This window comes from Parapedobacter brassicae, from assembly GCF_051400755.1.
Lineage (GTDB): Bacteria > Bacteroidota > Bacteroidia > Sphingobacteriales > Sphingobacteriaceae > Parapedobacter.
Map to the genome: position 1 here is coordinate 1,017,096 of NZ_JBLFFL010000001.1, position 26,503 is coordinate 1,043,598.

Annotated in this window: 28 protein-coding genes; 4 read left to right on the forward strand and 24 right to left on the reverse strand. The window is 48.5% G+C overall.

The genetic code is table 11. From position 1 onward, the window contains the following. Positions 1 to 9: 9 nt before the first annotated feature. Positions 10 to 900 carry a hypothetical protein gene (locus ACMGDE_RS03980; protein ID WP_436831462.1) on the reverse strand — a complete coding sequence of 297 codons (891 nt, stop codon included), beginning with the start codon at positions 898 to 900 and terminating at the stop codon, positions 10 to 12. A 245-nt stretch (positions 901 to 1,145) separates the two neighbouring features. Here ACMGDE_RS03980 and ACMGDE_RS03985 point away from each other — a divergent pair, with 245 nt between their 5' ends. From ACMGDE_RS03985 to ACMGDE_RS04000, 4 genes are all read left to right on the forward strand, one after another. After that, the gene (locus tag ACMGDE_RS03985) at positions 1,146 to 1,784 is read left to right on the forward strand and encodes a S24 family peptidase (RefSeq protein ID WP_436831463.1); all 639 of its coding nucleotides are present in this window, start codon (positions 1,146 to 1,148) and stop codon (positions 1,782 to 1,784) included. A gap of 373 nt (positions 1,785 to 2,157) precedes the next feature. Then, positions 2,158 to 3,606: a circularly permuted type 2 ATP-grasp protein gene (locus ACMGDE_RS03990; RefSeq protein ID WP_436831464.1), complete on the forward strand. Its 1,449-nt coding sequence runs from the start codon at positions 2,158 to 2,160 to the stop codon at positions 3,604 to 3,606. A gap of 24 nt (positions 3,607 to 3,630) precedes the next feature. Further along, on the forward strand, positions 3,631 to 4,569 hold the full coding sequence (locus tag ACMGDE_RS03995; protein WP_436831465.1) for an alpha-E domain-containing protein: 939 nt from the start codon (positions 3,631 to 3,633) through the stop codon (positions 4,567 to 4,569). A 24-nt stretch (positions 4,570 to 4,593) separates the two neighbouring features. After that, positions 4,594 to 5,538 (forward strand): transglutaminase family protein, encoded by a 945-nt coding sequence (locus ACMGDE_RS04000; RefSeq protein WP_436831466.1) that lies wholly within the window; start codon positions 4,594 to 4,596, stop codon positions 5,536 to 5,538. Here the strand turns inward: ACMGDE_RS04000 and ACMGDE_RS04005 are convergent, their stop codons facing one another. The 23 genes from ACMGDE_RS04005 to ACMGDE_RS04115 form a co-directional block, all read right to left on the reverse strand. Continuing rightward, positions 5,539 to 6,918 (reverse strand): NADH-quinone oxidoreductase subunit N, encoded by a 1,380-nt coding sequence (locus ACMGDE_RS04005; RefSeq protein ID WP_436831467.1) that lies wholly within the window; start codon positions 6,916 to 6,918, stop codon positions 5,539 to 5,541. Between the two features lie 57 nt (positions 6,919 to 6,975). Then, positions 6,976 to 8,433: a complex I subunit 4 family protein gene (locus tag ACMGDE_RS04010; protein ID WP_436831468.1), complete on the reverse strand. Its 1,458-nt coding sequence runs from the start codon at positions 8,431 to 8,433 to the stop codon at positions 6,976 to 6,978. Between the two features lie 24 nt (positions 8,434 to 8,457). After that, positions 8,458 to 10,377 (reverse strand): NADH-quinone oxidoreductase subunit L, encoded by a 1,920-nt coding sequence (nuoL, locus tag ACMGDE_RS04015; RefSeq protein WP_436831469.1) that lies wholly within the window; start codon positions 10,375 to 10,377, stop codon positions 8,458 to 8,460. A gap of 79 nt (positions 10,378 to 10,456) precedes the next feature. After that, the gene (gene nuoK / locus ACMGDE_RS04020) at positions 10,457 to 10,786 is read right to left on the reverse strand and encodes an NADH-quinone oxidoreductase subunit NuoK (protein WP_436831470.1); all 330 of its coding nucleotides are present in this window, start codon (positions 10,784 to 10,786) and stop codon (positions 10,457 to 10,459) included. After that, positions 10,787 to 11,284 carry an NADH-quinone oxidoreductase subunit J family protein gene (locus ACMGDE_RS04025; RefSeq protein ID WP_436831471.1) on the reverse strand — a complete coding sequence of 166 codons (498 nt, stop codon included), beginning with the start codon at positions 11,282 to 11,284 and terminating at the stop codon, positions 10,787 to 10,789. Between the two features lie 27 nt (positions 11,285 to 11,311). After that, positions 11,312 to 11,833 (reverse strand): NuoI/complex I 23 kDa subunit family protein, encoded by a 522-nt coding sequence (locus ACMGDE_RS04030; protein ID WP_436831472.1) that lies wholly within the window; start codon positions 11,831 to 11,833, stop codon positions 11,312 to 11,314. Positions 11,834 to 11,854: 21 nt separating this feature from the next. Continuing rightward, positions 11,855 to 12,892 (reverse strand): NADH-quinone oxidoreductase subunit NuoH, encoded by a 1,038-nt coding sequence (nuoH, locus tag ACMGDE_RS04035; RefSeq protein ID WP_436831473.1) that lies wholly within the window; start codon positions 12,890 to 12,892, stop codon positions 11,855 to 11,857. A 10-nt stretch (positions 12,893 to 12,902) separates the two neighbouring features. Beyond that, entirely contained in the window at positions 12,903 to 13,916 is a 1,014-nt protein-coding gene (locus ACMGDE_RS04040) for an NADH-quinone oxidoreductase subunit G (RefSeq protein WP_436831474.1), read from the reverse strand. A 14-nt stretch (positions 13,917 to 13,930) separates the two neighbouring features. Then, entirely contained in the window at positions 13,931 to 15,283 is a 1,353-nt protein-coding gene (nuoF, locus tag ACMGDE_RS04045) for an NADH-quinone oxidoreductase subunit NuoF (RefSeq protein ID WP_436831475.1), read from the reverse strand. Positions 15,284 to 15,315: 32 nt separating this feature from the next. Then, positions 15,316 to 15,843, reverse strand: coding sequence for an NADH-quinone oxidoreductase subunit NuoE family protein (locus ACMGDE_RS04050; RefSeq protein WP_436831476.1), 528 nt, complete (start codon positions 15,841 to 15,843; stop codon positions 15,316 to 15,318). Continuing rightward, positions 15,836 to 17,077: an NADH-quinone oxidoreductase subunit D gene (locus ACMGDE_RS04055; protein ID WP_436831477.1), complete on the reverse strand. Its 1,242-nt coding sequence runs from the start codon at positions 17,075 to 17,077 to the stop codon at positions 15,836 to 15,838. Before ACMGDE_RS04055 ends, ACMGDE_RS04050 begins: the two co-directional genes overlap by 8 nt. Before the next feature lie 11 nt (positions 17,078 to 17,088). Continuing rightward, positions 17,089 to 17,592 carry an NADH-quinone oxidoreductase subunit C gene (locus tag ACMGDE_RS04060; protein WP_436831478.1) on the reverse strand — a complete coding sequence of 168 codons (504 nt, stop codon included), beginning with the start codon at positions 17,590 to 17,592 and terminating at the stop codon, positions 17,089 to 17,091. Beyond that, entirely contained in the window at positions 17,585 to 18,136 is a 552-nt protein-coding gene (locus ACMGDE_RS04065) for an NADH-quinone oxidoreductase subunit B (protein ID WP_436831479.1), read from the reverse strand. The genes ACMGDE_RS04060 and ACMGDE_RS04065 overlap by 8 nt, the downstream gene beginning before the upstream one ends. Positions 18,137 to 18,255: 119 nt before the next feature. Next, positions 18,256 to 18,633 (reverse strand): NADH-quinone oxidoreductase subunit A, encoded by a 378-nt coding sequence (locus ACMGDE_RS04070; protein WP_436831480.1) that lies wholly within the window; start codon positions 18,631 to 18,633, stop codon positions 18,256 to 18,258. A gap of 90 nt (positions 18,634 to 18,723) precedes the next feature. After that, on the reverse strand, positions 18,724 to 20,454 hold the full coding sequence (locus ACMGDE_RS04075) for a tetratricopeptide repeat protein (protein ID WP_436831481.1): 1,731 nt from the start codon (positions 20,452 to 20,454) through the stop codon (positions 18,724 to 18,726). 32 nt (positions 20,455 to 20,486) lie between these two features. Beyond that, positions 20,487 to 21,395, reverse strand: coding sequence for a PstS family phosphate ABC transporter substrate-binding protein (locus ACMGDE_RS04080; protein ID WP_436831482.1), 909 nt, complete (start codon positions 21,393 to 21,395; stop codon positions 20,487 to 20,489). Between the two features lie 49 nt (positions 21,396 to 21,444). After that, on the reverse strand, positions 21,445 to 21,678 hold the full coding sequence (locus tag ACMGDE_RS04085; RefSeq protein WP_436831483.1) for a hypothetical protein: 234 nt from the start codon (positions 21,676 to 21,678) through the stop codon (positions 21,445 to 21,447). Positions 21,679 to 21,686: 8 nt separating this feature from the next. Continuing rightward, positions 21,687 to 22,523, reverse strand: a complete 837-nt coding sequence (locus tag ACMGDE_RS04090; protein ID WP_436831484.1) for an energy transducer TonB — start codon at positions 22,521 to 22,523, stop codon at positions 21,687 to 21,689. Positions 22,524 to 22,547: 24 nt separating this feature from the next. Next, positions 22,548 to 23,060, reverse strand: coding sequence for an ExbD/TolR family protein (locus tag ACMGDE_RS04095; protein ID WP_436831485.1), 513 nt, complete (start codon positions 23,058 to 23,060; stop codon positions 22,548 to 22,550). Positions 23,061 to 23,095: 35 nt separating this feature from the next. After that, positions 23,096 to 23,725 carry an ExbD/TolR family protein gene (locus ACMGDE_RS04100; protein WP_436831486.1) on the reverse strand — a complete coding sequence of 210 codons (630 nt, stop codon included), beginning with the start codon at positions 23,723 to 23,725 and terminating at the stop codon, positions 23,096 to 23,098. Between the two features lie 78 nt (positions 23,726 to 23,803). Then, positions 23,804 to 24,634: a MotA/TolQ/ExbB proton channel family protein gene (locus ACMGDE_RS04105; protein WP_436831487.1), complete on the reverse strand. Its 831-nt coding sequence runs from the start codon at positions 24,632 to 24,634 to the stop codon at positions 23,804 to 23,806. A 436-nt stretch (positions 24,635 to 25,070) separates the two neighbouring features. After that, positions 25,071 to 25,409 carry a translation initiation factor gene (locus ACMGDE_RS04110; RefSeq protein ID WP_436831488.1) on the reverse strand — a complete coding sequence of 113 codons (339 nt, stop codon included), beginning with the start codon at positions 25,407 to 25,409 and terminating at the stop codon, positions 25,071 to 25,073. Between the two features lie 59 nt (positions 25,410 to 25,468). After that, entirely contained in the window at positions 25,469 to 26,347 is an 879-nt protein-coding gene (locus tag ACMGDE_RS04115; RefSeq protein WP_436831489.1) for a diacylglycerol/lipid kinase family protein, read from the reverse strand. Positions 26,348 to 26,503 lie beyond the last annotated feature (156 nt).

The following is a 26,503-nucleotide window of genomic DNA, read 5'->3' on the forward strand; positions in this document are numbered from 1 at the left end:
GTTAAATGGTTATCGAATGTAGGCGATATCGCCTTCTTTGAGCTGTTGCAGTCGTTTCCGGCAATGTTGGTCGGCAGCCGCAATAATCGTAGAAACACGGTCGATAAGCTCGGCTAGATCCTCTATGGAAACCGAAAGGGTATGATCATAGTGGGCAACGCCGTGCCCTTTCATTAATACTTCGCTAAGACGCGTGTCTTCTGTCGTATGCCGGGGGAGAAGAATGGATGGAAAAGACAGAGTGGCCTCGATGAGCCGCTGTAACCTATTCAACTGCTGGCTGCCGGTACGGTATCCTGTCATCACACGGAGCATACCGGCATAGCAATGTTGCATCGCCTGGTGCAGCATGCATACGCCAAGAGATGGTTGCACCTTTGTACAAAAGAATGCGGCACCTTGAATAAATCCCTCGGCCAATGCGTGCCGCCGATCCCAAAAGCGTTCACGCTTAGCGACCCGCTCTTGGATATAGCCCTGCTCACCCGGTGTGGCAAAGGCGGTTTCCTGCTGGTCATGGATCAGTGCTCCGTATTTATAAATAGCTGAAAAGAATCCACTGCCATGACACAATGCGCTGTTTACGTCATCCATGGTATGGACGATGGCGGTTACATCGGCACAGGGGCGGCATGCTTCTTCTACCTGTTGCTCAATAGCCAATCCGTCGCTTGTGTTAGATAAAGCTGGGATAATCAGGAGGGAATAACTGTTTTTGACAACCGGTGATTCACATACCGCCTCTTCGAAGCAGCTTTTCCGGACGACGCGTTGCACAATACTTCCAAAGCAAATAATTTTTTCGACAAGCAGCGTGTTGATAATGATTTCTACAAGTTGTTGAATTTCTTCACCAAGATAGGCTGGTGCTGTGATGGATTGTTTTTTTGGTGTTTCCATAATCGTATGATGTCATCGGTGTTCAGGGCCGTCTATCTTGCTTTCTTACCTAGTTTTTGTAACTTGCAGGCGAAAGCAGTTTAGCTGGTTTTTTTTCTTTTATTGTTCAGTATTCCAAATATAGTATCTTTTGATACTAAAAACAATATCAAATCTATAGTTTCATGCTAAAATCTACGGATAGTATTGATTTACAGTCAGAAAAAATTGGGCAGCGACTAAAAGAGATTCGAAATTCCTTGGGGATGACGGTAGAGGAATTTTATGGCCCGTTGATGAAAAGCTTCAATAATGGATCGGCAATCGAAAACAACAAACGTAAACTTGGAAAAAGATTAGCAAAAGATATTATCGATTATCACCGCATCAATACCGCTTACTTGAGCTCGGGCAAAGGCGAAAAAACACTCGGTGTCCATCAGTATCAAAAAGTGGTTTCCCTCCGCAGCATACCACCTGCAGAGCCGGTGGGGACGGTACCCTACTACGAAGTAAACCTGGCCGAATTAAGACAGCCCCTATTGAATCTCTTTGCTAATGGTACACCAGAATACTATATAGACTATCGCCCTTTCAATGACTGTACGGCGTACCTGCCAGTCTATGGAGATAGCATGTATCCGCGCTTTGCCAATGGGGAGATCATCGCTGTAAAGGAAATCACCAACTTAGATGTATTGCTATGGGGTGAGGCTTATCTGGTCATCACCAACGAGCGCGCCAATAACATCGTTACGGTGAAACTACTCTATCCGCATCAGGATGCCGCCAAGCTTATCTTGCGTGCCTGCAATCCGGAATACTTCGGCGATACCATCGTCGACAAAACCGCTATCATGAAACTGTACATTATTAAGGGCAAGATCACCAGAAGCCAACTGTAAACTCCTCTAAAAAACACCATGCGCACCAAACCCGCATTTTTTTTTGCAGAAAAAAGCATCGGTTTAGAAAAATCAAAAAGTTTGGCATTCTTTTGGCTATTATGGGAATAGGTTTAGGTTGATAGCCCCTAACCCCATTGGGGCGGCCGTCCCGATATAATCGGGACGGTTTTTTTTATATATTAGCATGCACCGCCAACCAATTTCTCCATAATCAACTCATATTTTCATCCAAAACCCTATTCTTTCAAAATTTTTATTCCAAAATATAAATCTACACCCCTCAAAGTGTAAAAAAAATTTATCTTTATGGAATTTATTAGCCAATCGGTAAGAGTGTGTTTAATTCGTCATCCAAAACAATCCTGTAGCCATGAAAACCGAGCATTTTTTAAAGGATTACGCTTGTAAACCCGATAATTGGGATGAGATGTATGACTCCAAAGCCGTTAGGAAGCAATATTCGTCTGTATTTGCTAGCCTACAACAGTTAGATACCGATAGCTTAAGCAGCAAACACAACATTGCCAGCGAATTGTTCATGAACCAAGGGATCACATTCACGGTGTATGACAATGATCAAGGGATTGAACGGATCTTCCCCTTCGATATCATCCCCCGCATCATCACCGGATCCGAATGGCGACAAATTGAGCAAGGCATCGAACAGCGCCTGAAAGCATTAAACCTGTTTATAAAGGACATCTATCATGAGCAGCAGATCTTACATGATGGCATTGTGCCGGCTAGCCTGATTGCTTCCTGTCCGCATTATAAACGAGAGGTTTTTGGGATAAAAGTTCCTTATGATATCTATGTGCATATCTCGGGCATCGACCTCATCCGTGGCAGCGACGGAAAGTTCTATGTGTTGGAAGACAATCTCCGCACACCCTCCGGTGTGAGTTATATGCTCGAAAACCGCGAGGTGACGAAGCGGATCTTTCCCGACATGTTGTCCTCAAACAATGTACGGCGGATCAGTCATTTTCCGGTGCTCCTGCATGAAATATTACTCGAATTGGCGTCTACCCACATATCAAATCCCCGTGTAGTCCTGCTTACGCCGGGCATTTACAACGCGGCGTACTATGAACACTCTTTCCTCGCGCGCCAGATGGGCGTCGACCTGGTAGAAGGGAAGGACTTGGTGGTAGAGAATCATAAAGTGTACATGAAAACCACCAAAGGATTGGAGCAAGTACATGTCATCTACCGGCGTTTGGATGATGAGTATTTAGACCCATTGGTGTTCATCAAAAATAGTGTGCTCGGCGTGCCGGGTCTTATCGGTGCCTATCGGAAAGGCAATGTGGCCATCGTCAATGCGCTTGGTAACGGTGTGGCAGATGATAAAGCCGTTTATGCGTACGTACCCGAGATGATCAGCTATTATCTCAATGAACAGCCCATCTTGCAAAACGTGCCCACCTATCAATTGAGCGACCCCGATGCCATGCAGCATGTGCTGGGAAACTACCGCAACATGGTCATCAAAAACACCAACCAATCGGGTGGCTACGGCATGGTCATGGGCAACACCATCAGCGAAAAAGAATGGTTGAAGGCTAAAGTCATTATCGAAAACAATCCCCGTAACTATATCGCTCAACCCATCGTGCAGCTGTCTACGGTTCCTTGCTTCATCAATGGCAAAGTAGAACCTCGCCACGTCGATCTCAGGCCGTATGCGCTATATGGTCCCAAAGGCATCAAATTGGTGCCTGGCGGACTTACCCGGGTAGCGCTCAAGAAGGGATCGCTGGTGGTCAACTCCTCTCAAGGAGGCGGAAGCAAAGATACCTGGATCGTTGATGATTAACCCCAGAATCCTATTATCACTAATATGCTCAGTAGAATAGCCGACTCTCTTTTTTGGTTAAACCGATATATGGAACGCACACAGAGTGTCCTCCGTGTCATACGCAGCCATTATATCATTTCGTTGGACAACGATGTGATCGGAAACACCACCTGGAAACCGATATTGGAGATATTCGCACAGTTGTCCGATACGGAGATCGTCCAAATTGAAAAACAGCCGGATGCGGTACTGAAGAAAATCTTAACCGACGCCAGCAACCCCAACTCCATCAAAACCATCGTCGCGAGGGCGAGGGAAAACGCCCGCGGTGTGCAGAATCACATCACCAAGGAACTGTGGGAGGCGGTCAACTCCATGTACCACCTCACCAACAAATCGTACCTGAATCAAAAACTGTCAGGTCCCGAAGCACTGGAAATCGTCGACCAACTGATGCGGCAAAGTGTATTGTACGCCGGTGTCGCAGACATCACGATGCAACGCGGGATCGGATGGGATTTTATGAAGCTGGGGAAATATCTCGAACGGAGCATGGAAACCATCGTCATCACCGACAAGCAATGCCAGCAGTTTGGGTATGACATGCAGGAAGAACGCGATATTACGCAATGGCGTTTTCTGTTGATGTCGCTTGCGGGGTATGAAGTGTATCTCAAAACGTACCGTACATTCAAGCATAACAACAACATTCTACATCAGGTGTTACTCAACGATGACTACCCCCATTCAGTGATTTTTTCGCTCACGCGGATAAGCCGATACCTGCGGGACGTCATCAGCGACAATGACTCCAGCGAAAAATTGGCATTAATGCGTACATTTGGCCGCTTATATAGCAGGATTAAATATATGGACCCGGAACGACTGGAAACCATGGACCTCCGGGTATTTTTCAAGGAATTGCGCAATGAGTTGCTGACCTTTCATAACCAGTTTGAAAAAGTCTTCTTCTCCTATTAGCTTAGCGCTTGAAAAAAACGACAAATGGCTATCTTTAAAATCCACCATATTACCAAATACGAGTATGACCATCCTGTAGTGGATAGTGTCAATGAAATCCGCGTCTTTCCGTATGCCTGTGCCGAACAGGAAATCCTGCAATTGGAATTAAACATCTCCCACACGCCTGATGTACATATCTTCTACGACTACTGGCGTAATAAGTGTGGGCAGTTTTCTGTTATTCTACCACACAAGGCGCTCTCCATTGAAAGCAAGGTTATTATACGCACGACATCATCCAATCAATTGCACATCGATTTCCATAGCGATTTCAACCAGCTGCAAGCGGAAGTGGCTAACCACCTCGGCCTTATTGAACTGACTTATCCCGACCGCATAGGCAACCAACAAGCGGTTGACGCCATCGTGGCTGACCTTATCACCGATAGGAATAGTGTGGCGGCAGTTGTTGAGAAATGTGGCGAATACGTTTTCAAGCGCTTTAAATATGTAAAAGGCATTACCACCATCGAAACTACCGTTGACGAGATTTTAGAACATCAATCGGGCGTCTGCCAAGACTTTGCACACCTGATGTTGCAAATACTCCGCACCATGAGTATTCCCAGCCGTTATGTGAGCGGATATATTTGTCCGAATAAAAATGGCATGCGTGGTCAGGGTGCTACCCATGCTTGGGTAGAGGCGTATATCCCGGGCTATGGATGGGCGGGTATCGACCCGACCAATAACGTATGGGTTACCAACACGCACGTTAAATTGGCTGTCGGACGCAACTTCAACGACTGTAGCCCGGTAAAAGGGACATTCAGAGGCAATACCAAACAGCACTTATCGGTGTATGTATCCGTGGGCTATGAAGATGGACATATATTTGAAGAAACGACGGACGTGAGGCAGGATCCTTCGCTTGACACCCCGCAAGCCGTAGAAGCTTCGGAACACATCAGCACGCAACAGCAATAGCTAAATGAGGTCTACCAATATGGCCGGGTATATGCCCAACACCAGCGTGACCAAAACCGCCACCAACAGTACGGTCTTGTAGTGAACCGTCATGGTCACCGCATCGCGGTCCATCGGTTTGAAATACATGGCTACGATCACACGGAAGTAATAAAAGATACCCATCGCTGCATTGACCGCGGCAAGGATGACCAATACAACCTGATAATCGGCTAGTACGCCGGAAAACATCATAAATTTGCCGATGAAACCAGCCGTAAGCGGAATGCCGGCTAATGAAAGCATAGCAATAGCAAGGGCCGCTGAGAGGTAAGGGTTTTTCTTAGCCAAGCCATTGAATGCCTCAAAATGATCGCTTCCGGTAGCCCGCTTGACCAAAATGAGCACCGCGAAAGCGACTACCGATGCCAAGGAATATGCCCCGGCATATACGAGCACAGATCCGGCGGCAGCTGGACCAATGGCGACGATGGCAAACAGCATATACCCCGCATGGGAGATACTCGAATACGCGAGCATGCGTTTGAAGCTTTGTTGCGCGATTGCTGTGATGTTGCCTACAAAAAGAGTAATAATCGTGATCACGAGCAACACCGGCTCCCAGAAATCCTGTAAGGGGACGAAGCAAAAGTAAAACAAACGAAGAAATCCGGCAAAGGCAGCCGTCTTGACGACGGTACTCATGAATGTCGTCATCAATATCGGGGCACCATCATACACATCCGGCGTCCAAAAATGAAAGGGTGCCGCACCGACCTTAAAGCCCAAGCCTACAATCAATAACAAGATACCGGCATAAAACAACGGCGAAATGGCCTGTGGATTGGACACCACATATTCCTTTATCGCGGCCAAATCGAACGAACCGCTGGCACCGTACAAGAGTGTAATGCCAAACAGCAGGAACCCGGTAGAAAATGCGCCCATCAGGAAGTACTTGAGTGCCGCCTCATTGGAAGCGAAATCCTTCTTGCGGATGCCCGCAAGAATATACAGCGCAACAGACATGATCTCAATGCCGATAAACAGCATCGCCAGGTTGTGAAAAGAGGCCACCAGCAAAGCACCCGTCAACGAAAAAAGGATGAGCGCATAATATTCGGCTACGTGTGTGCTAGCCGCATCAAAATAGTCCTTGGATAGGAGCACGACCAACGCCGTCACCACGATACACAGCGCCGAAAAAGCGACCGCGTAATGATCAAAAAGCACCATCCCGTCGTATAAAGGCTGAGCATCTATCCCCCATTGCGCCGCACAGAGCAGTAGCGTAGCGATAAGGCCCAACAGGGAAACGGGCAAAAGCGCCCTCTTGGCGTTGAACAGTCCCAAATACAGCACCAATATGGCTAATAAAGACAGCGTAATAATCGCACTCATGTTATGTTTATTATCGTAATCTCCCGGAGGTAATCGAACCGCCGGAATATGCTTTTTTTAATTTTTGCCAATCAACCCCACCTGATCGATAAGGCCTGTCACCGCTGCCTCTGAAAGATGCAATAGCGGTTTGGGATATACACCAATGCCAATGACCAATATCACCACCACGGCCAACACCACGTACTCCGAACCCTTGATATCGGCAAAAATGGCGGTTTGGGCATTTACATCACCCAACATCACCTTTTGGTACATCCGCAGCATGTAGACCGCCCCCAAAATCAGGGTAAGCCCACCAAAGACGGCGTACCAAATGCCGTATTCATAAACCCCCATCAATAACAGAAACTCACCGATAAAGCCGTTGGTAAGCGGAAGGCCCACCGCACCCATCACGATCACCAGAAACATGATGGCCAATGCTGGGGCCGGTTTTGCGATACCCCCCATGGCGGCTAGGTCTCGTGTGCCCAGCCTCCGTGCGACGATATCCAGCACAAAGAACAGCCCCACCACGCTGATCCCGTGGTTGACCATCTGGATGATGGCACCCTGTACACCCTGTACGTTCCAGGCAAAAATGCCCGCACCGATCAAGCCGACGTGGGCAATGGATGAATAAGCGACCAGCCGTTTTACATCGCGCTGCTTGAATGCGATGATGGATGCGTAAACCACCCCGATGATGCACAGTACCATTGCCAACTGTCCATAGGCGGCAAAACCAAGGGGGGCCACCGGTATCAGCCAGCGGATGACACCGTATACGCCCATCTTGAGCATAATGCCCGCCAAGAGCATCGTACCCGCAGTAGGGGCCTCCGTATAGGTATCGGGTTGCCAGGTATGGAATGGAAAGATTGGCATCTTAATGGCAAACGCCAGAAAAAACGCCCAGAAAATCCAACGCTGTGTACTGGAATCCAATGCCAACTGATAAAAAGACGTCAGCGCATAATCGCCGGTCGGTACCTGCACATGCAGATAGATGATGGCCACCAGCATCAGCAAGCTGCCTAAAAATGTGTAGATAAAAAACTTAAGGTTTACCCGAATGCGGTTTTCGCCGCCCCAAAGCGCGCAAATAAAGTAAATAGGTATTAAAGCGATCTCCCAGCCCACATAGAATGCAAACGCATCCAGCGCGGTGAACACCAGCAGCAACCCCGCCTGCATAAATAAGACGAGGGCATAGAAACCGCCTTTGTAATCATAGCTGAACGCCGACAAAATAATCAGCGGCACCAGCCCGTTTGTCAACAATAACAAGGGCAAGCTAATACCATCGATGCCGATATGAAAATGAATACCCAACGACGGGATCCAAGCAAACCGTTGCTCAAACTGCATACTGGCATCGGGCACGAAGTTTACCAAAAACGGGATCGTGAGTCCCAACGAAACCAATGATACCAACAGAGCCAACTGTTTCGCTGTTTTTGCCTGCTGTACAAAGGCGAGCACCAATGCTCCAAGGACCGGAAGTAATAGTAGTATAAGTAGATTGTCCATGTACGCGATATAACTTCGTCTCGATTAACCGTTAAAAATACCGTAGGCCAAAAGCGCCACCACGGCGATGACCATCATAAAGATATAAAACCCGACATTGCCGCTCTGCAACAGCCGGATACCCTTTGCTGACTCCACTGCGGTTTTGCCCAGGCTGTTGACCAACCCATCAATGCCCACCTTATCCATGGCACGGTAAAGGAACACCGATATGGCATTCAACGGACGCACAACCACCGCATCATATACTTCATCCACATAAAATTTGCGATATGAAAGCCGGGCCAGCAGCCCGCGGGGCACGTCGTCCGCAACCGGTATGTTCGACTTGGCAACATACCGCTGGTAGGCCATCAAGGCCATCACCACCGCGGCCAATGCCGATACCCCCATGAGGATGTATTCGGTACGATGGTCCAAATGGAATGCGCCGGTTTTGGCGACCGAATCCGCAAACACGGGAGCAAGGAACTCCGCCAATGCATGGCCGCCGCCCAATGCAGCCGGCACATTAAGGAATCCACCGACGGCGGCCAATACCGCCAGTATAATGAGCGGAACCGTCATGGAGGCCGGCGATTCGTGCAAGTGACTTGCCTGCTCGGCAGTACCCCTGAACCGGCCGAAGAATGTCAGGAATAGCATCCTGAACATATAAAACGCCGTAAACAGCGCACCGACAAGTCCGAGTGCCCATAGGAGCTTACTATCAGCGAATGCGTGGGCTAATATCTCGTCTTTGGAGAAAAAACCCGAAAGAGGTGGAATACCGGCGATGGCGATGGTACCGATCAGCATGGTCAAATAGGTTATGGGCAGCTGCTTTTTCAGTCCCCCCATGCTGCGCATATCCTGTTCATCGCTCATGGCATGAATCACCGAACCCGCACCCAAAAACAACAATGCTTTGAAAAAAGCGTGGGTGATGACATGGAAAAAAGCACCCGTGAACGCCCCTACTCCCAGTCCCAGAAACATGTAGCCCAGCTGCGATACCGTTGAATAAGCCAGCACCTTCTTGATATCATTCTGTGTAATGGCAATAGCCGCCGCCAGCAACGCTGTACAGATACCAATGGCGGCCACTACCTGAAGGGTGATGGGAGAAAGCGTAAACAGAATATTGGAGCGGGCAATCATGTAGATACCGGCAGTAACCATTGTAGCGGCGTGGATCAACGCTGACACCGGAGTAGGACCAGCCATCGCGTCCGGCAGCCAGGTAAACAACGGGATCTGGGCTGACTTACCCGTAGCGGCGATAAACAGCAACAACGTAATCAACAACAGGGTGGTATCGCCCATCGTCCTATTGGCCGCCTGCGGAAATATCCCTGCAAACTCCAGGGTCCCGAAGGTGGTAAAAATCAGAAACACCGCCAGGAGAAAACCCAGATCGCCGATGCGGTTCATCACAAAAGCCTTCTTAGCCGCACTGGCATACGCCGAATTCTTGAACCAAAAACCGATCAGCAGGTATGAGCAAAGCCCCACACCTTCCCAGCCGATGAACATCACGATGTAATTGGAGCCCAGCACCAGCAATAGCATGAAGAAAATAAACAAGTTGAGGAAGGCGAAAAACTTAGCGAATCCGGCATCGTGTTTCATGTAGCCCGTGGAATAGACATGGATCAGGAAGCCTATACCGGTGACGATAAGCAGCATAATGGCGCTCAAAGGGTCGACCAAAAATGACAGCGAAACCTGCAGGTTGCCCGCGCTGATCCAGTCAAAAACCGGCTGGGTAAACGTGGCCGCTTCTCCGGCTTGGCGGGCCGCATACACCACTGAAAACACCCCGCAACTCAATAGAAAGGATGCCAATACCACACCGCTACCGATCATTCCAACCAACGATTTTGGCAATACGTTCCTGCCGAGTCCATTGATCAAGAAGCCAATCAAGGGTAGTAGTGGGATCAACCAAATTAACGCTATCATGTTTTTAGTAGTTCAAATCTTCAAATTAATATCGCATCCTGCTCAATCTGTGTTATCCGTGTCCAGTCCGAAATCCCAATCACCCCCGCAAGCGGTTCAATGCATTGATATCCACCGATCGGGTATTGCGATACACCATCACGATAATGGCCAATCCCACGGCCACTTCAGCCGCGGCCAACGCCATGATAAAGAACACAAATACCTGTCCGGATGCGTCGCCGCTATAGGCCGAGAACGCGGTCAGTAACAGATTCACCGAATTAAGCATCAGCTCCACAGACATCATGATGATGATGACGTTGCGGCGAATCAGCACGCCAATGACACCGATGGTAAAAATTAGGCTGCAAAACAGGATATAATGATTCAGCGGAACACCCTGCATATGTTGTACGATAGTCTCCATTTATGCTTGCTTTGGATCGTTTTTGGCCAACAATACCGCTCCAACCATGGCGGTCAACAATAAAATCGACGAAATTTCAAACGGAAGAAGGAACTCACTAAACAACACCCGCCCCAGATTGCCCACCAATCCGATATCAGGGTTTTTCAGCACGATCGGTTCCGAGACTTCCAAAACCCTAAACGACCCTGCCAAGGTGACCACCAAGCATAAGCCGGCGATCACACCCATGATTTTCACCAAGTTGGATTTCAACGGCTCGGTATCTTTATTGAGATTGAGCAGCATCAATACAAACAGGAAAAGGACCATGATCGCGCCCATGTATACAATGAAATTGACCACGGCAAGAAATTGTGCATTCAACAGGATATAATGCACCGTGAAGGTAAAAAACGTGATCACCAAGTACAGTACGCTATGCACCGGATTCTTGGCAAAGATGGTCATCAGCGCAAAGATTATCGACAGGAAGGCTACAAAATAAAAAACGCTCATGTTGGATTTGTAAGGTTTTTCAGCTGATTAGGCTGTGGTTTCTTGCTCTTTTTTATATTCAAAACGTGGTTCCACTAATTTATCTTTACCATAAATGAAATCTTTCCGCAGTTGCTCGGGCGGCACATGCGAGCCGTCCAGGAAAATCGCCTCCTTGGGACAAGCCTCCTCGCAGAGTCCGCAAAAGATACACCGCAGCATGTTTATTTCATATACAGCCGCGTATTTTTCCTCCCGATACAGGTGTTCCTCCCCCTTTTTCCGCTCTGCCGAGATCATCGTGATCGCTTCAGCCGGACACGAAAGCGCGCATAATCCACAGGCCGTACACCGCTCCCTTCCGTCCTCATCACGTTTGAGCGAATGCTGCCCCCTGAAATTCTTGGAGTACGGCCGTTCTACCTCCGGATACTTATAAGTGGCTTTGGGCCTAAAAAAATGCCTTATGGTAATGCCCAGCCCTCTTGCGATGGCTGGCAGGTACATGCGCTCCCAAAAATTCATGGGTTTCTGCTCCAGTACCTTCTTTCTATTACTGAGTGATTGCATAGTTTCGTTCCCGTTAATCCATTAAAAATAGGTGTCTTTCACAATGGTGACAATGCCCGTCAGCACAATATTAACGATGGCCAAAGGTATTAAAATCTTCCATCCCAAATTCATGAGCTGATCATATCGAAAACGCGGCACGGTCCACCGTATCCACATGAAGAAAAAGATAAAAGCGAGTATCTTAGCAAAGAAGACGATCACGCCGATGATGGTGATCCAATTTTGGGATAGTCCCAAATCGTTCATGAAGGGAAAATTATAACCGCCAAAGTAGAGCGCCGCCATCAACGAAGAGGACACAAACATGTTGATGTACTCGGCAAACATGTAAAAGGCCAGCTTCATCGACGAGTATTCCAAATTATAGCCGCCTACTAATTCGGTTTCGCACTCGGCGAGGTCAAAAGGCACCCGGTTGCATTCGGCAAACGCACAAACCAGAAAAATCAAAAACCCAAGCGGCTGCACCCAGATATTCCAGTTGACGAAGCCTTCCTGCTGCGCCACAATCTCCCGTAGCGATAAGCTACCGGTAACCATCAGCAGGGCGATCAACGAAAGCCCCATCCCGATCTCATAGCTGATGCTTTGAGAAGCCGCGCGCACTGCCCCCATCAGGGAATACTTATTATTGGACGCCCATCCGCCGATCATGATGCCATATACTCCCAAGGCCACGATGCCAAACATGTAGAGCACCCCCACGTTGATATCAGCCACCTGGAGCTGGATAACGCGGTCGCCGATGGTCAGCTCCTGCCCCCAAGGGATTACGGCGCTGCTGATACAGGCCGTAAACATCGCCACCGCAGGGCCCGCGACAAACAAAAACTTATGGGCGCCCGCCGGAATGATTTCCTCCTTGAAGAAGAATTTCCCGCCATCGGCCAGTGGCTGTAATATTCCGAACGGGCCGGCGCGGTCAGGACCAAAACGGGCCTGCATAAACCCCGCCACCTTGCGTTCTACCAGCGTAGAATACATGGCGATGAACAACGTGATGCCAAACACGGCCACCACCAAAATCATTTTTTCTATTAATAAAGCAGATTCCATCGTTTACAAATTAAAGCAACTCCTTAGCCCGCTCAAACTGCTCCTTGTTTTCTTCCTGCAGCATCCGATTCTGCTTCACTACCGCGGGAGGATTCAACACGACATACTGGTTGAGTGAATTGACCGACGTGGGTTTCACTTGGCGGGGCCCTTCTATTACCCAATCTGACGTCGCCTTCTGCTCAAACCGGCAGGTATTGCAGATGAATTCTTCCGCTTCGCCGTATTCGTCCTTGCGGGCAGTCACCCGGAGTACTTCCTCGCCCTTATACCACAACGTCACTTTGCCGCTGCAAGTGGGACAATCGCGGTGCGCTTCCACCGGCTTGGTAAACCACACCCGGTTCTTGAAGCGGAAGGTCTTGTCGGTCAACGCACCCACCGGGCATACATCAATCACGTTGCCCGAGAATTCATTGTCTATCGCCTTTTCGATGTATGTCGAAATTTCCGACGCATCGCCGCGCCCCAATATCCCATGTACACGTTTTGGGGTCAGCTGATCGGCCACAAACACGCAACGGTAGCATAGAATGCAACGCGTCATGTGCAGTTGCACCTTATCTCCGATGTCGATCTTATCAAATGTGCGCCGCTCAAACTCATAGCGCGTACCGGCGAACCCATGCTCATATCCCAAGTCCTGCAAGTGGCATTCACCGGCTTGATCACAGATCGGGCAGTCCAGCGGATGGTTGATCAGCAACATCTCCACGACACCTTTTCTCGCTTCGATCACCTCCGGAGAAGTAATGTTCTGCACCTCCATGCCGTCCATCACCGTAGTGCGGCATGAAGCTACCAGCTTCGGCATGGGGCGCGGATCCTTCTCGGATCCTTTGCTCACCTTCACCAAGCACGTACGGCATTTGCCTCCACTGCCTTGCAGCTTAGAATAATAGCACATGGCCGGCGGCACGATGTCGCCCCCAATCTGGCGTGCAGCATTCAATATCGTCGTTCCGGGAGGCACTTCCACCGGAATGCCATCTATACTAACCTTGAATTTTACGTCTTCAGCCATTTTCTTCGTACTTTTTATCCCACCACTTCCAACGGATCGGCGTAATGCGCCAACCCGTAGTTGCGTATCTGCGCTTCTTGTCCATTCGTGATGTGCCACTCAAACTCATCCCTGAAATGACGGATGGCACTAGCCACAGGCCATGCGGCGGCATCGCCCAATGGGCATATCGTATTGCCTTCTATTTTTTTGGATACATCGACCAACAAGTCGATATCACTGAATGTACCGTGGCCATCTTCAATTTTATGCAGCACCTTCTCCATCCAGCCCGTACCCTCGCGGCAGGGCGAACATTGGCCACAGCTCTCATGGTGATAAAACCGCGTGAAATTCCAGGTATTGCGCACGATGCATTGGTCTTCATCAAAGGCAATAAATCCGCCGGACCCCATCATCGTACCGCTCTGAAAACCGCCATCGGCCAATGATTCATAGGTCATCAGGCGGGATTCGCCTTTCAATGTCTTCAGGATCAGGTTTGCAGGCAATATGGGCACCGATGATCCGCCGGCCACCACCGCCTTCAGGCGCTTGCCGTTGGCTATTCCCCCGCAATACTCGTCTGAATAAATAAACTCTTCTACCGGCAGGCCCAGCTCGATCTCATATACCCCGGGCTTATTCAGGTTACCCCCGGCTGAAATCAGCTTGGTTCCGGTGCTGCGTTCTATCCCGATCTTCGCATATTCCTCACCACCGTCGTTGATGATGGGCACGGTCGCCGCGATGGATTCCACATTGTTGACTACGGTAGGGCAATTATACAACCCTGAGACGGCTGGAAAAGGTGGTTTTATCCGGGGATTGCCCCGTTTGCCTTCCAGCGATTCCAACAGGGCCGTTTCCTCGCCGCAGATATAGGCACCGCCACCCGGCTGCACGTAGAGCTCTAGGTCATAACCCGAGCCCAAAATGTTTTTGCCCAGAAACCCTGCGGTCCGGGCTTCCGCAATGGCTCGCTCAAGGATGCGTATCTGAGGCATCATCTCCCCGCGCACGTAGATGTATGACGTGTTGGCGCCCAACGCATAGCTCGATACGATCATGCCTTCGATTAACGCATGCGGAATATAGGTCATCAAATAGCGATCTTTGAACGTACCCGGTTCCGACTCATCAGCGTTGCAGACCAGGTAACGTGGCACCCCCTCGGGCTTGGCCAGAAAACTCCACTTCATCCCCGTGGGAAACCCGGCTCCGCCGCGCCCTCGTAGACCCGATTTTTTCACTTCTTCGACCACTTCGTCGGGGGTGAGCATATTCAAGGCCTTTTCCACGGCTCGATAGCCCCCCTTTTGGCGGTATACTTCAAAGGTGTTGATGCCCGGAACATCGATATGTGTCAACAATAACTTACGTGCCATAACAGTTAGCTATCAGTCATTGGCCATCGGCATTAGCCGTTTGCCGCCGCTTTTTGCTTTAATTCTTCTATTAACTTATCCACTCGGTCTTCGGTGAGGTTTTCGTAGAATGTATATTCGGGGCCGATTTGCAATACCGGTCCGTAGCCGCAAGCCGCCAGACACTCTACCCCGCGCCAGCTGAATAACCCATCGGGAGTCACCTCCCCTTCCTTCACACCAAGCTTGTTTTCAATATGCTTCATGATGCGCTCGGCACCTACCAGGCAGCACGGTCCTGTACGGCATACTTCCAGCGCATATTTGCCCTGCGGTTGCAGGAAAAACATCGTATAGAAGGTAGCCACCTCATACACCTCTATCGGCTCCAATTGCAGGTAGGCCGCCACGCTGTCCATCGCGGGTGCGCTCAACCAGCCTTGCGCTGCCTGTACCTCGTGCAAAATAGGCAGTAAGGCCGATTTTTGCTTGCCCGCCGGATAGCGGGCTACGATCTCAGCAAATTTGCTGAGCAGTTCTCCCGTAAATTCCACGGGCTCATTATGTTTCACACTAAGCATCGAGTTCTCCGGCTATAACATTTAAGCTACTCATGTTGATAATGGCATCCGAAAGCAGCATCCCGCTGCTCATGGGCGCATACATCTGATAGTTGATAAACGAGGGCCTGCGGAAATGCAACCGGTAAGGCGCTCGGCCTCCATCACTGATGAGATAAAAACCTAATTCGCCGTTTGCCCCTTCAACACTGTGGTACAGCTCTTTTTTGGGTGCATCTATTTCGCCCATCACAATCTTAAAATGATAGATCAACGCCTCCATATTATTGTATACCTGCTCCTTCGGCGGCAAATAGAAATCGGGCACATCGGCGTGGAACACGCCATTCGGCTCCTTTGCTATTTTTACCAACGCCTGCTCGATTATCCGCAAACTCTGCCACATTTCATGATTGCGTACCAAAAATCGGTCATAAACGTCGCCATTCGTACCGACGGGAACTTCAAAGTCAAACTCGTCGTATGACGAATAAGGTTCGTTTGCCCGTACATCGTAGTCCACACCGGTGGCCCGCAATATGGGGCCGCTCCAGCTATAGTTCAGTGCGGTTTCCGCATCGACCGCCGCCACCCCGGCCGTCCGGTCAATGAATATCCGGTTACGTTCGAGCAGGGCTTCGAACTCCTTCAATACTGCGGGAAACTCCTTGACAAACTCCCTGATCTTGGCAAAGGCCACTTCATTGAAATCACGTTCGAATCCGCCGATGCGTCCGATGTTGGTGGTCAACCGCGCACCGCAGATCTCTTCGAAGACCTCATAGATAAACTCGCGCTTGATCATCATGGGGATAAATCCGGCAAATGTACCGGTATCCACTCCCAAAATGCCATTGCAGATAATATGGTCGGCAATCCGAGCGAGTTCCATAATGATCACCCGCATGTACTGCACCCGTTTGGGAAGCTCAATGTCCAGCAACTTTTCCACCGTCATGTGCCATCCCATGTTATTGATCGGTGAAGAGCAATAGTTCAATCGGTCGGTCAGCGTCGTGATCTGGTAGTACGCCCGTCTTTCCGCAATTTTCTCAAAAGCCCGATGAATATAGCCGATGGTCGATACGCCGCTGACGATCCGTTCGCCGTCTACCTGTAGTACATTTTGGAATACACCATGCGTAGCGGGATGTGTAGGGCCGAGGTTGAGCGTAAACAGCTCCTCCTGCGGATCATTGTCAATATATATCGGCTTATTACTCGTTAGTTTGACGTTGCTGACGGAATCACTCATATCGTAACCGTTTATCTACCAAAAAAATAATCCTTCTTATCCACCCGGTTGGGATCCTCCAGTGGATATTCCTTGCGCATGGGGAATACCTCCATATCATCTACGTTCAATATTCTGCGCAAATCCGGATGGCCAACGAACTGGATGCCATAGAAGTCGTATGTTTCGCGTTCCATCCAGTTAGCGCCGTTCCATAATACGGTAGCTGTGGGGATTGCCGGATAGCTGCCATCCAAGAATACTTTTATCCGTATCCGGATGTTATTGATCAAGCTATGCAAGTGATACACCACGGCAAGCTCCTTCGGCAAGTCGGGATAATGCACAGCGGTAATGTCGGTAAGGTAGTTAAACCGGAGCTCACCATCCGTCTTTAAAAACTCCAAGATTTCCAGGATATCCTCCTTGTTAGTCACGATGGTAAGCAATCCATAGGACGCTTCCTGCTGTTCAAAACGCCCGTCAAATAGGGCATGAAGACGCTCAACTACCTGATCATTGCTAAGTTTAGCCATTTGTATGAAATCCGTATTTTTCGAGCAAGGCCTTATATTCAGGTGTTTGCCGTCGGTTTAATGGTTCGTTCTTGACAATCTCCTGCAGCTGCATCACCCCATCCAATATCGCTTCTGGGCGAGGGGGGCATCCCGGCACATATACATCCACAGGGATGACCTCATCGATCCCTTGCAGCACCGAATAGGTGTCAAATATCCCCCCGCTGGAAGCGCATGCACCCACAGCGATCACCCATCGGGGCTCAGCCATCTGCGAATACACCTGCCGAAGTACGGGGCCCATTTTTTTGGCGATGGTACCCATTACCATGAGCATATCCGCTTGGCGGGGAGAAAAGCTGTTGCGCTCCATCCCAAACCGCCCTGCATCATAGGTGGCCGACATCGTAGCCATAAACTCAATGCCACAGCACGATGTCGCAAACGGCAACGGCCATAACGAGTTGGCTCTTGCCAAGCCAATAGCTTTATCTAATGAAGTCGCGAAAAAACCAGATCCTTGAATGCCGGGAGGAGCTTCGGCCATTTTTATGTCGCTCATTGCTAACTCCTATCCTATTAAATAAAAAACCCACCAGCGGTACCGCTGATGAGTACAAATCTACGATATATTGCCCGTTAAAACGGTTAATTGTATTATTTAGAACGGTTCTAACATAATTATTCCCACTCCAAAGCACGTTTTTTTATCACGTAAATAAAGCCTAGGAGCAACAATGCCATGAACACAAACATTTCGATCAAACCCGACAGTCCAAACTCGCGGAAATTGACCGCCCATGGGTACATGAAAATTACCTCAATGTCGAAAATTACGAACAAAATAGCCACGATGAAATACTTGATCGAGAACGGCTGCCGGGCATTGCCGATTACATCAATTCCCGACTCAAACGCCCCCAATTTCGTGTCGGTTTTTACTTTAGGTCCAATGAAGTGGGTCAATAAAATCACTCCCACCGAGAACAGCGCGGCTACACCGAACTGGATCAAAATGGGCAAATAATCACTGGGTACATTTAATACTTCGGGTTCCATATTTCAATCACCGTTTGATGCGTCAAAGCTAAAAAATAAAGCGCTAATTCTAAAAATTAGCGCTTTATTTTAGGCATCCAATATGCGTGTTTACTGCTGCGGGGTACCAGTAGCATTTGCTGATGTATCCTGCTCCAGATACTCCAACGTCTGTTTGGCGTATTCGTTGTTCGGATCGATCTTCAGCGTCTCCGTCAAATACTGTCTAGCCTTCTGATAGTCCTTTTGCTTCGTGCTGATGAAGGCGAGGTTGTTGTAAATTTCTACCAGATTTTTCTTGGCTAACTCATAATCCTGTCCGCCTTTTTGGGTAACCACTTCGATATATTTTTCGAAATAAGGTATCGACAGGCCTTTGGGGTTCTCTGCATCATCCAATAATGCATTCGCCCGTGCACGGTATAAATAAGCCTCCTGTGTGGTGGGCGCTTTCGCAATAACCAATCCGAACGCCGTATCGGCCTTCTGGAGCAGCGCTTTACCTTCTGGAGTGTCACGCTTATCAGGGCTGGCGCCGGCAACATATGTGGACAGTCCCAAATAGTAATTGTCAAATATATAGTTGCGAGCCGTAGGCGTGCTGGCCGGAATTTCGAAAATACTGGCCGCTTCAGGATATTTCTTCTGGCTGAAAAATTCCAATCCCGCATCGTGCAGGTCGTCAGCGATGGATGAATCCATTTCAACAGCTTTTTTCAATTGGGCGATCCCCTTGTCGAACGCGGCTTGGTCGGTCGGTGTTTGAGTGGCGGCCAGCTTCACGTCAACCAGCCCGGAGTGCAGGTAATCAAGCGGTATGATCCGATCTGCTTCCATCTTAGCGAACAAGTTATCCAGCGCTGTTTTACTTTCCTGGTACTGATTATTTACATATGCAGAATAACCGAGGTAACGGAGCACTTTTGGATTGACGTCTTCCACCTTTGCTAACTCGGCGGCCTGCACTTGTAATTCATTATAATCTTTCGCAAAAACCAAGAAGTCGGCATACCGGATACGCGATTCGACCGTGTAATCCGTTTTGTCCATGTACTGCTTGTAGAAGCCTACCGCGTCGCGGTTCCGTTGATTATACGTCGCCGTATCTGTGGCTGTAAGCGCCCAAGCGTGGTATGTTTCAGCCAGCTCCCGGTAAGTAGGCGCAAAATCGGGCACTTCGCTTGAAATTTTCTTCAAGCCGTCGATCGCTTCCTGCCAAGCGTGTGAGCCCCGCTTAATGACTTCCATCTGTACACGGGCTTGGGTAAGCGTATTATCCAACGTGGCCGCATCCCGGTAATTCTTAAAGGCCATACTAGCATTTTTCAGCCCGAAATAGGCATCACCCAACGCCAATGGCACAAAAGGGTCCTCGGCATTCTTCGCTTTAGCCTGATCTAAGTACTCCACGGCCTTTTGGTAGTTTGGCGTCGGTGCTTCAATATAGGCCTGTCCGATGTGGTAAAGCTCTAAATAGTCCTTACGTTTCAGCTTGGCTGTCGCCTCTGTAAATTTGGTGGCAGCAGCTGTTGAATCCTCGTTGTACAGGTCCACAATGCCCTGTCCGACTTTATTCAAATTGTTTTTCGGATCAGCGGTCAGTCCTTGACCAAAAACACTCAACGCCGAGTCCAGGTGCTCATTCTGTATGTGCACCAGCCCTAAATAAAAGTAGTTATCTCCATCCTTGGGCTTGTTTTTCACAAGTGTTTCCAACATACCCTTCGCTTGCGCAAACTGCTCGGCATTGATTGCCTTTTTCGCATCATCTAAGCTCTGCGCCCGTACTCCCGTAACCACAAAAGCAAGGGATATACCCCATATCATTGCTTTCTTCATCATGTTCATTTTTATTTAGTGTTTAACTTTATTTACTATCTAATAATCAATTCTCTTGGCGGCAGGCTATCGGGCATCAAACCCGACTTCAATATCACCCGCTGGCCAGACTCTCCGGTAAGAAACGCTGCAAACCCCATGCCCAAACTCTTTCGGGGCTCCGCATTAATAATATAAACGGGGCGTGACAGGGGATAAAGCCCATCGGCCAGATTGGACTGCGAAGGCTTGTAATACCCATCGCTTCCCGGTTTTCCAGCCTGGTTCTTGACCCCCAACACCTTTATTCCTTCGGCATATAGCTGTAGATTACTGTCGGGCCTAACGATCCAGTTAATTCCCACCACGCCCACCGACTGCGGCGTTTCGTAGACATATTTCAACACCTCACTGTTTGATTTCAGCGCATATATGCCTGTTTTTGGCAACGAATCGACCCCAGCCAGCGTTTTCAAAAAGCGAACGGTACTGGAATTCGGGTTATCAAATACCAGCCTGTCTAACCGTTCGGTGGGACCGTTGCCCCGCATGACTTCAATGATGTCATCCACTGTCAACGCCGAGTCAGGATAATTTTTATTGGCTATCAATGCTATCGCATCGGTAGCAAACTGATATACCCGGGGCTCGAATTGCCTAGCTTCAAAGAACTTCTCTTCCTCCTCAGTCAACTGCCTTGTCAACACGACCACTTCGATCTCTTTGTTCAGGAGTTTGGCAGCGATTTGGTTCTCCTGTCCGCCTGACAAGGCCACATCAGCCTGTTTATACAGGTGCTCAAAGACCACCACTTGCTCCTCCATGATCGGAAGTAACGTCTCATCGACCAACACATTCAGCTGACCGCCCACTATCGTCCGGTTTTCCGCTGGTTTCGGATTATTGCATGACCAAAAGGAATTTGCAAGACCAAAAATGAGCGGTAATAATACTAATTTTTTCATAACAATGAAAAAATATCGTCCTTTTTTTCAAAAATCACCATTTCCGAATCTACCGATTCTGCCAAAGACGCACAAAGCGAAAAAAAGAATAAACGACCAGTAATATTCCAAATATCGTCCGCAACGTGCTATCCATCTCGAGCGGAAAGTCCTTCCAAAAGATAATGACCATGCCCAGTACGAAATAAAGACCGAACATGAACAGGCCTAAAACAGACAGAAACCGCTTGGTGGGCGATTTCTGTCTGCCATTACTATCTTCTCTATACCCCTGCGTAGCCAATGTTATACTTACTGCTGGAGATTGAGCCGGATAGGCAAGGTATAGGCTACCCGTACTGGACGTCCATTCTGTATACCGGGACTCCATTTAGCTGCCTTCCCCAGTAACTTGACGGCCGCTTCTCCGGTACCGTATTTCAAATCCCTGACCACTTTGATGTCCGTCAAACTACCATCGCGTTCTACTACGAACGAGATCTGCACCTGACCATTCACCCCGGCCTCAATAGCGGCCTGCGGATAATCGTAATTATCTGCGACCCATTTCATAAATGCAGGCAAACCTCCAGGTGGCTCTGGGTTGATCTCCACCGACTGGAAAATCGTATTGTCATTTCCGGTTTCCGTCACCTCCGCGTCGATCTCTCCTTCACCTACGGGTAGATCGATGCGTATATCGGCGTTCGGATCACCCTCAATCGTCTTCGCCCCCGGGTCCGCCAACTTCAATTGCTCCACCGTAGGCGGCTCTTCATCCTGTACCTCCTCTGCCGGCACGACCTTCGGCTCTGGCATCCGCACCTGGTCTACCCGTGGTGGCGGTGGCTCCACAGGCTGCGGGGGAGGAGGTTCCTCCTCGTTCACAGGTGGCGGCTCCGAAAGCGTTACTTCCGTTTCCAGCAATTGTTCTGTCGGCTCATTATTACCCAGGTCCAGCCCCACCCACCGGGCAATCGCCGGTGATAGCAATAGCAGTACAAAGGCAATAGAAGCCGAAAACAACCCGATATTAGTAGCTCTTGGCGACAATTTACGGAGATCGTATGCTCCGTAAGTCTTGTTCCGACCTTCAAACACCACATCGAGCCATTCCTTCTTAAAAATATCCAATTTCGAACCTAACATAGCTATCCTATTATGTGGTTATTATTAATCATTATACAAGTTGTCCCGTTGCAGCACCTCGATTTCCGGATCGCTTATGGTACCAATCATGTAGATGGGCGCTTTGATGATGTTCATCTCATCCAGGATATCCACGAGGTTCCGATGTGTCGACTTCTCGCTCGGGCGTAATACGATGATCAAATCCTTCCCCGTCTGCTGCTTTACCTGATCCATCTTTTTGAGCAATATCGGCCGGATTCCATCCTTACCATAGTCCACGATCTCTGGACCCTCTATAGGGGCGCTATAACCGCCATGATACCATTCGATCTTATTATTGCTGCCGAGCAGCAATGTCAGTGTCCGGTTATCAGCCACCTCAAGCCTATCCTCCGGATCTTCCTCATTCTTGTCCGGCATCGCCACGTCCATGGCATTGGGCTTGTTGATGGAGGTCGTAAGCATAAAGAACGTGATCAGGAGGAAGGCCAGGTCTACCATGGCCGTCAAATCCACTCTCGGCTGCTGCTTACCCCCGGTATTTAATTCTGCCATTTTTTTATCTTGTTAATACTGTTAAAACGTAGTCCCTAAAAGTCCTCACCACCGCGCAAGCTGGTGATCAAACTGAACTTGTTCACTTTCTGGCTTTGCAACACGTCGATCACCTTTTTGATCTCGGGATATTTCTCTTCTGCATCGCCTTTTATCGACACCCTCATTTCCACGTTTTTGAGTTCCTTGGTTGCCACGCGGGCCGAATAAATCCAGTGGAACAATTCGTTGTTGAGCGCGTCTGTGGTATCCACCGGGATACCGGGCTGCAGACCGGGTTTTACCCGATCATTTGGTCCCATGTTGATGATCTCCTTGAGGTTGCCTATCGGCACGCCAAAATTATCAATTGTCGCAAACGTTGCTTTCTCTTCTGGAGAAAACGGAGTGGAATACTTTTCAGACATCAGTTCTAACATCCTGCTCCGTACATTCCTATTGACGATACCGAAAAACACCTTACCCCCGTCACCCACGGTAATCAAACCCAAGTCATCATCGGGCACCTTCGTTTGTGTAACCGAAGCAGGCGTGTCTACCTGCAATGGCTCAGGTTGCCGGGCTGTGGCGGTCAATATAAAGAATGTGAGCAACAGGAAGGACACGTCGCACATGGCGGTCATGTCTATCGTCGTACTGGCTCTTTTTACTTTAACCCTTGGCATATCTGCTCCTTTTTATCTTTATTAATGATGCAAAACTCCTCCGCATTCCATAAACGGGCCGTCGGAAAAATTCATTTTTTATTTATGTGATGCAGCGTATGTCTGAACGATCGAGAATCCAGCCTCGTCAATCGAATACGTCAAGGTGTCGATTTTTGAAGTAAAAATGTTGTAAAACACAATGGCAATAGCAGAAGTAGCAATACCCGTTGCCGTGTTGATCAACGCCTCAGAGATACCGTTTGCCAACTGAGTTGAATCTGGGGTACCACCGGTTGCCAACGCCGAGAACGCCTTGATCATACCCGTTACAGTACCCAACAGACCGGTCAATGTACCAATGGAAACCAATGTAGCAATGATCGTCAGGTTCTTCTCCAACATCGGCATTTCCAATGCAGTCGCTTCTTCGATTTCCTTTTGAATCGCCACGGTAGCTTGATCAGTATCCAGGTTAGGATTAGCGGACACGTCTTTATACTTCAACAGACCTGCTTTAATCACATTGGCTACCGAACCTTGCTGCTTGTCACATTCTGAGATTGCCGAATCGATATTGCCGCCACCGATGAGGGATTGGATTTTACGCACAAAGATCCCGACATTGCCTTTTCCAGAAGCCCGGCCAATGACGATGAACCGCTCGATTGCAAAGACCCATACCATCAGGAACAAGCCCAACAGCACTGGAACGACAAATCCTGCGTGATACACCATGCCCAAATAGTTGCCTTCTACCGGCCGATTTTCTGGATTACCATCCACAAAGTTATTCGGGTCACCCATGATATACCTCCAGACCAGCGCTCCGATAACGAAGCAAATAATAATTGCCAGACTCGCAAAAACGTTCGAAGATGAGTTGCTTTTCTCTTTTTTTGCTGTACTTGTTTTTGGTGCGTTTGCCATTTTCTTAATTTTTAGATTTTAATGTTGTTAAATATGATTTTTAAGTAATTTGTGCAATTTAGTTCCTTGTCAACCATCAACATGGTTAAAGCAAATATAGTGTTTTATACTAAAAACAAAATCTTCGCCAATAATTGTTTAGTAAACTTTCTTTACTTATCAAGGAGTGCGCAGCAGCAGCATCAGCACACCCAACAAACATCGCCTCTGTAATCCAAAAGCAATTTTTTTACAATGAAAACCATTTTTTTTTGTAATTGCAAATTAAACATTCAATAAATAACGATTTAGTAAGGGATGAACAGTTTCTTTTACATTTATAACGATATTTAACCGTCAACCAACCTGTATATAATAACCTTATTACAAATAATTTAAGCAAATGATTGCTTTTGCTTAAGGAATATTATATTTTAATTGTTACGTTTAGGTTATGTCATCCTCCGGCCAACTTCGCACGGTATCCCGCTTCTTTCAATAATTGCAACACTCGTTGCCTGAAATCGCCCTGTACAATGATTTCTCCATGCTTTGCACTGCCTCCAACCCCACATTTTTGCTTGAGCTGTTTACCCAGCGCTTCCAGATCTTCTTTCGTGCCGACGAAGCCCGTCACCACCGTCGCCACCTTACCTCCGCGCATTTTCCTATCCAGCATCACCCGCAAATCCTGCTGGTGATTGGGCGGTGTCATCACCGCATCCGATCCTTCCGTTTGATAGGCAAAGGTCTCATCCGTAGAATACACAATCCCGCTATATGGCTGTTTCTTCATATCAAAGTAAACGACTGTTTCTCAAATAAATTACATTTCAGGATGAATTGCCCGCTTCTTCAACAGATGATGTTCAATGTAGCCGGATTCACACCTATCTCCAATATTATTCCCATTTCTTTCGGTTCGCCATCGATATGCACGGTGGCGGCAGATTCCCGCTCGATGCGGATTCGCCGACCCGGAACAATTTCCACGTATTCGGATTGGTCTGCCGTTTTATTAAATAAATGAAACACCATCATCGGCATCGTATATAACGGAAATTGCTTAATAATGCACACGTCCAACATCCCGTCCGTTACGGATGCCTGTGGAGCGATGTACGCATTGTTACCATATTGGGGCGAATTGGCGACACTGATCATAAATGCTTCCCGTTCATAAATCTCACCGTCGATATCCAGGGTGTACCGTTTGGGTTTATACGTGCCAATCTCTGTCAGCACCGCCTTCAAATAACCGATTGGTCCGCGAAGCTTATCGTTGGCAAACCGATCGCTTACCGAAGCGTCGAATCCGATGCCCGCCATGTTAAAAAACGGAAATCCGTTTATGCTGCCGCTATCGATCGTGATGTGTTCAAATCGATTCAACCGCCGGACTGCCGCCCGTTCGTTGAGCGGAATACCCAGATAAAGCGCCAACCCATTACCCGATCCTTCGGGTACGATTCCCAGCGCGGTACTCGTACCATTCAACGCAGAAGCAACTTCATTGATGGTCCCGTCGCCCCCTACGGCTACTACCACGTCCACCTGGTCTTTCATTGCTTGCTTGCTTAGCATATTTGCATGCCCAGGATGTTTGGTGACCGCAAATTCAGCATCGTATACGGCCAAATCAAGGTCTTCAAGGACCCGCTTTTCAAAGCCTTTTTTCTTCTTGCCCCCGGATATCGGATTAACGACAAATAAAATCCGCTTTCTTTTCCCCATGCGATTAGTTACCACTACAAAAGTATCAGCATAAACGATATAATCTATATCCGCTATTATAATTGATGAAAACTTAACATACCGTTCGATTGGAAGTAACAACCAATTACATTGCGCCACTGTTTTGAAAACAATAAAAGTATCGTAGCTTTGCAG

Bases quoted from the DNA above. Each gene is read 5' to 3' on its own strand.
- ACMGDE_RS04040 (WP_436831474.1), bottom strand. From the start codon at position 13,916: ATGGCTGAAGACGTAAAATTCAAGGTTAGTATAGATGGCATTCCGGTG.
- ACMGDE_RS04030 (WP_436831472.1), bottom strand. From the start codon at position 11,833: ATGCAATCACTCAGTAATAGAAAGAAGGTACTGGAGCAGAAACCCATG.
- ACMGDE_RS03980 (WP_436831462.1), bottom strand. From the start codon at position 900: ATGGAAACACCAAAAAAACAATCCATCACAGCACCAGCCTATCTTGGT.
- ACMGDE_RS04115 (WP_436831489.1), bottom strand. From the start codon at position 26,347: ATGGGGAAAAGAAAGCGGATTTTATTTGTCGTTAATCCGATATCCGGG.
- ACMGDE_RS04025 (WP_436831471.1), bottom strand. From the start codon at position 11,284: ATGAGCGTTTTTTATTTTGTAGCCTTCCTGTCGATAATCTTTGCGCTG.
- ACMGDE_RS03995 (WP_436831465.1), top strand. From the start codon at position 3,631: ATGCTCAGTAGAATAGCCGACTCTCTTTTTTGGTTAAACCGATATATG.
- ACMGDE_RS04005 (WP_436831467.1), bottom strand. From the start codon at position 6,918: ATGAGTGCGATTATTACGCTGTCTTTATTAGCCATATTGGTGCTGTAT.
- ACMGDE_RS04080 (WP_436831482.1), bottom strand. From the start codon at position 21,395: ATGAAAAAATTAGTATTATTACCGCTCATTTTTGGTCTTGCAAATTCC.
- ACMGDE_RS03990 (WP_436831464.1), top strand. From the start codon at position 2,158: ATGAAAACCGAGCATTTTTTAAAGGATTACGCTTGTAAACCCGATAAT.
- nuoL (WP_436831469.1), bottom strand. From the start codon at position 10,377: ATGATAGCGTTAATTTGGTTGATCCCACTACTACCCTTGATTGGCTTC.
- ACMGDE_RS04075 (WP_436831481.1), bottom strand. From the start codon at position 20,454: ATGATGAAGAAAGCAATGATATGGGGTATATCCCTTGCTTTTGTGGTT.
- nuoF (WP_436831475.1), bottom strand. From the start codon at position 15,283: ATGGCACGTAAGTTATTGTTGACACATATCGATGTTCCGGGCATCAAC.
- ACMGDE_RS04055 (WP_436831477.1), bottom strand. From the start codon at position 17,077: ATGAGTGATTCCGTCAGCAACGTCAAACTAACGAGTAATAAGCCGATA.
- ACMGDE_RS04095 (WP_436831485.1), bottom strand. From the start codon at position 23,060: ATGGCAGAATTAAATACCGGGGGTAAGCAGCAGCCGAGAGTGGATTTG.
- ACMGDE_RS04050 (WP_436831476.1), bottom strand. From the start codon at position 15,843: ATGCTTAGTGTGAAACATAATGAGCCCGTGGAATTTACGGGAGAACTG.
- ACMGDE_RS04110 (WP_436831488.1), bottom strand. From the start codon at position 25,409: ATGAAGAAACAGCCATATAGCGGGATTGTGTATTCTACGGATGAGACC.
- ACMGDE_RS04100 (WP_436831486.1), bottom strand. From the start codon at position 23,725: ATGCCAAGGGTTAAAGTAAAAAGAGCCAGTACGACGATAGACATGACC.
- ACMGDE_RS04090 (WP_436831484.1), bottom strand. From the start codon at position 22,523: ATGTTAGGTTCGAAATTGGATATTTTTAAGAAGGAATGGCTCGATGTG.
- ACMGDE_RS04010 (WP_436831468.1), bottom strand. From the start codon at position 8,433: ATGGACAATCTACTTATACTACTATTACTTCCGGTCCTTGGAGCATTG.
- nuoH (WP_436831473.1), bottom strand. From the start codon at position 12,892: ATGGAATCTGCTTTATTAATAGAAAAAATGATTTTGGTGGTGGCCGTG.
- ACMGDE_RS04070 (WP_436831480.1), bottom strand. From the start codon at position 18,633: ATGGAACCCGAAGTATTAAATGTACCCAGTGATTATTTGCCCATTTTG.
- ACMGDE_RS03985 (WP_436831463.1), top strand. From the start codon at position 1,146: ATGACGGTAGAGGAATTTTATGGCCCGTTGATGAAAAGCTTCAATAAT.
- nuoK (WP_436831470.1), bottom strand. From the start codon at position 10,786: ATGGAGACTATCGTACAACATATGCAGGGTGTTCCGCTGAATCATTAT.
- ACMGDE_RS04000 (WP_436831466.1), top strand. From the start codon at position 4,594: ATGGCTATCTTTAAAATCCACCATATTACCAAATACGAGTATGACCAT.
- ACMGDE_RS04060 (WP_436831478.1), bottom strand. From the start codon at position 17,592: ATGGCTAAACTTAGCAATGATCAGGTAGTTGAGCGTCTTCATGCCCTA.
- ACMGDE_RS04065 (WP_436831479.1), bottom strand. From the start codon at position 18,136: ATGAGCGACATAAAAATGGCCGAAGCTCCTCCCGGCATTCAAGGATCT.
- ACMGDE_RS04105 (WP_436831487.1), bottom strand. From the start codon at position 24,634: ATGGCAAACGCACCAAAAACAAGTACAGCAAAAAAAGAGAAAAGCAAC.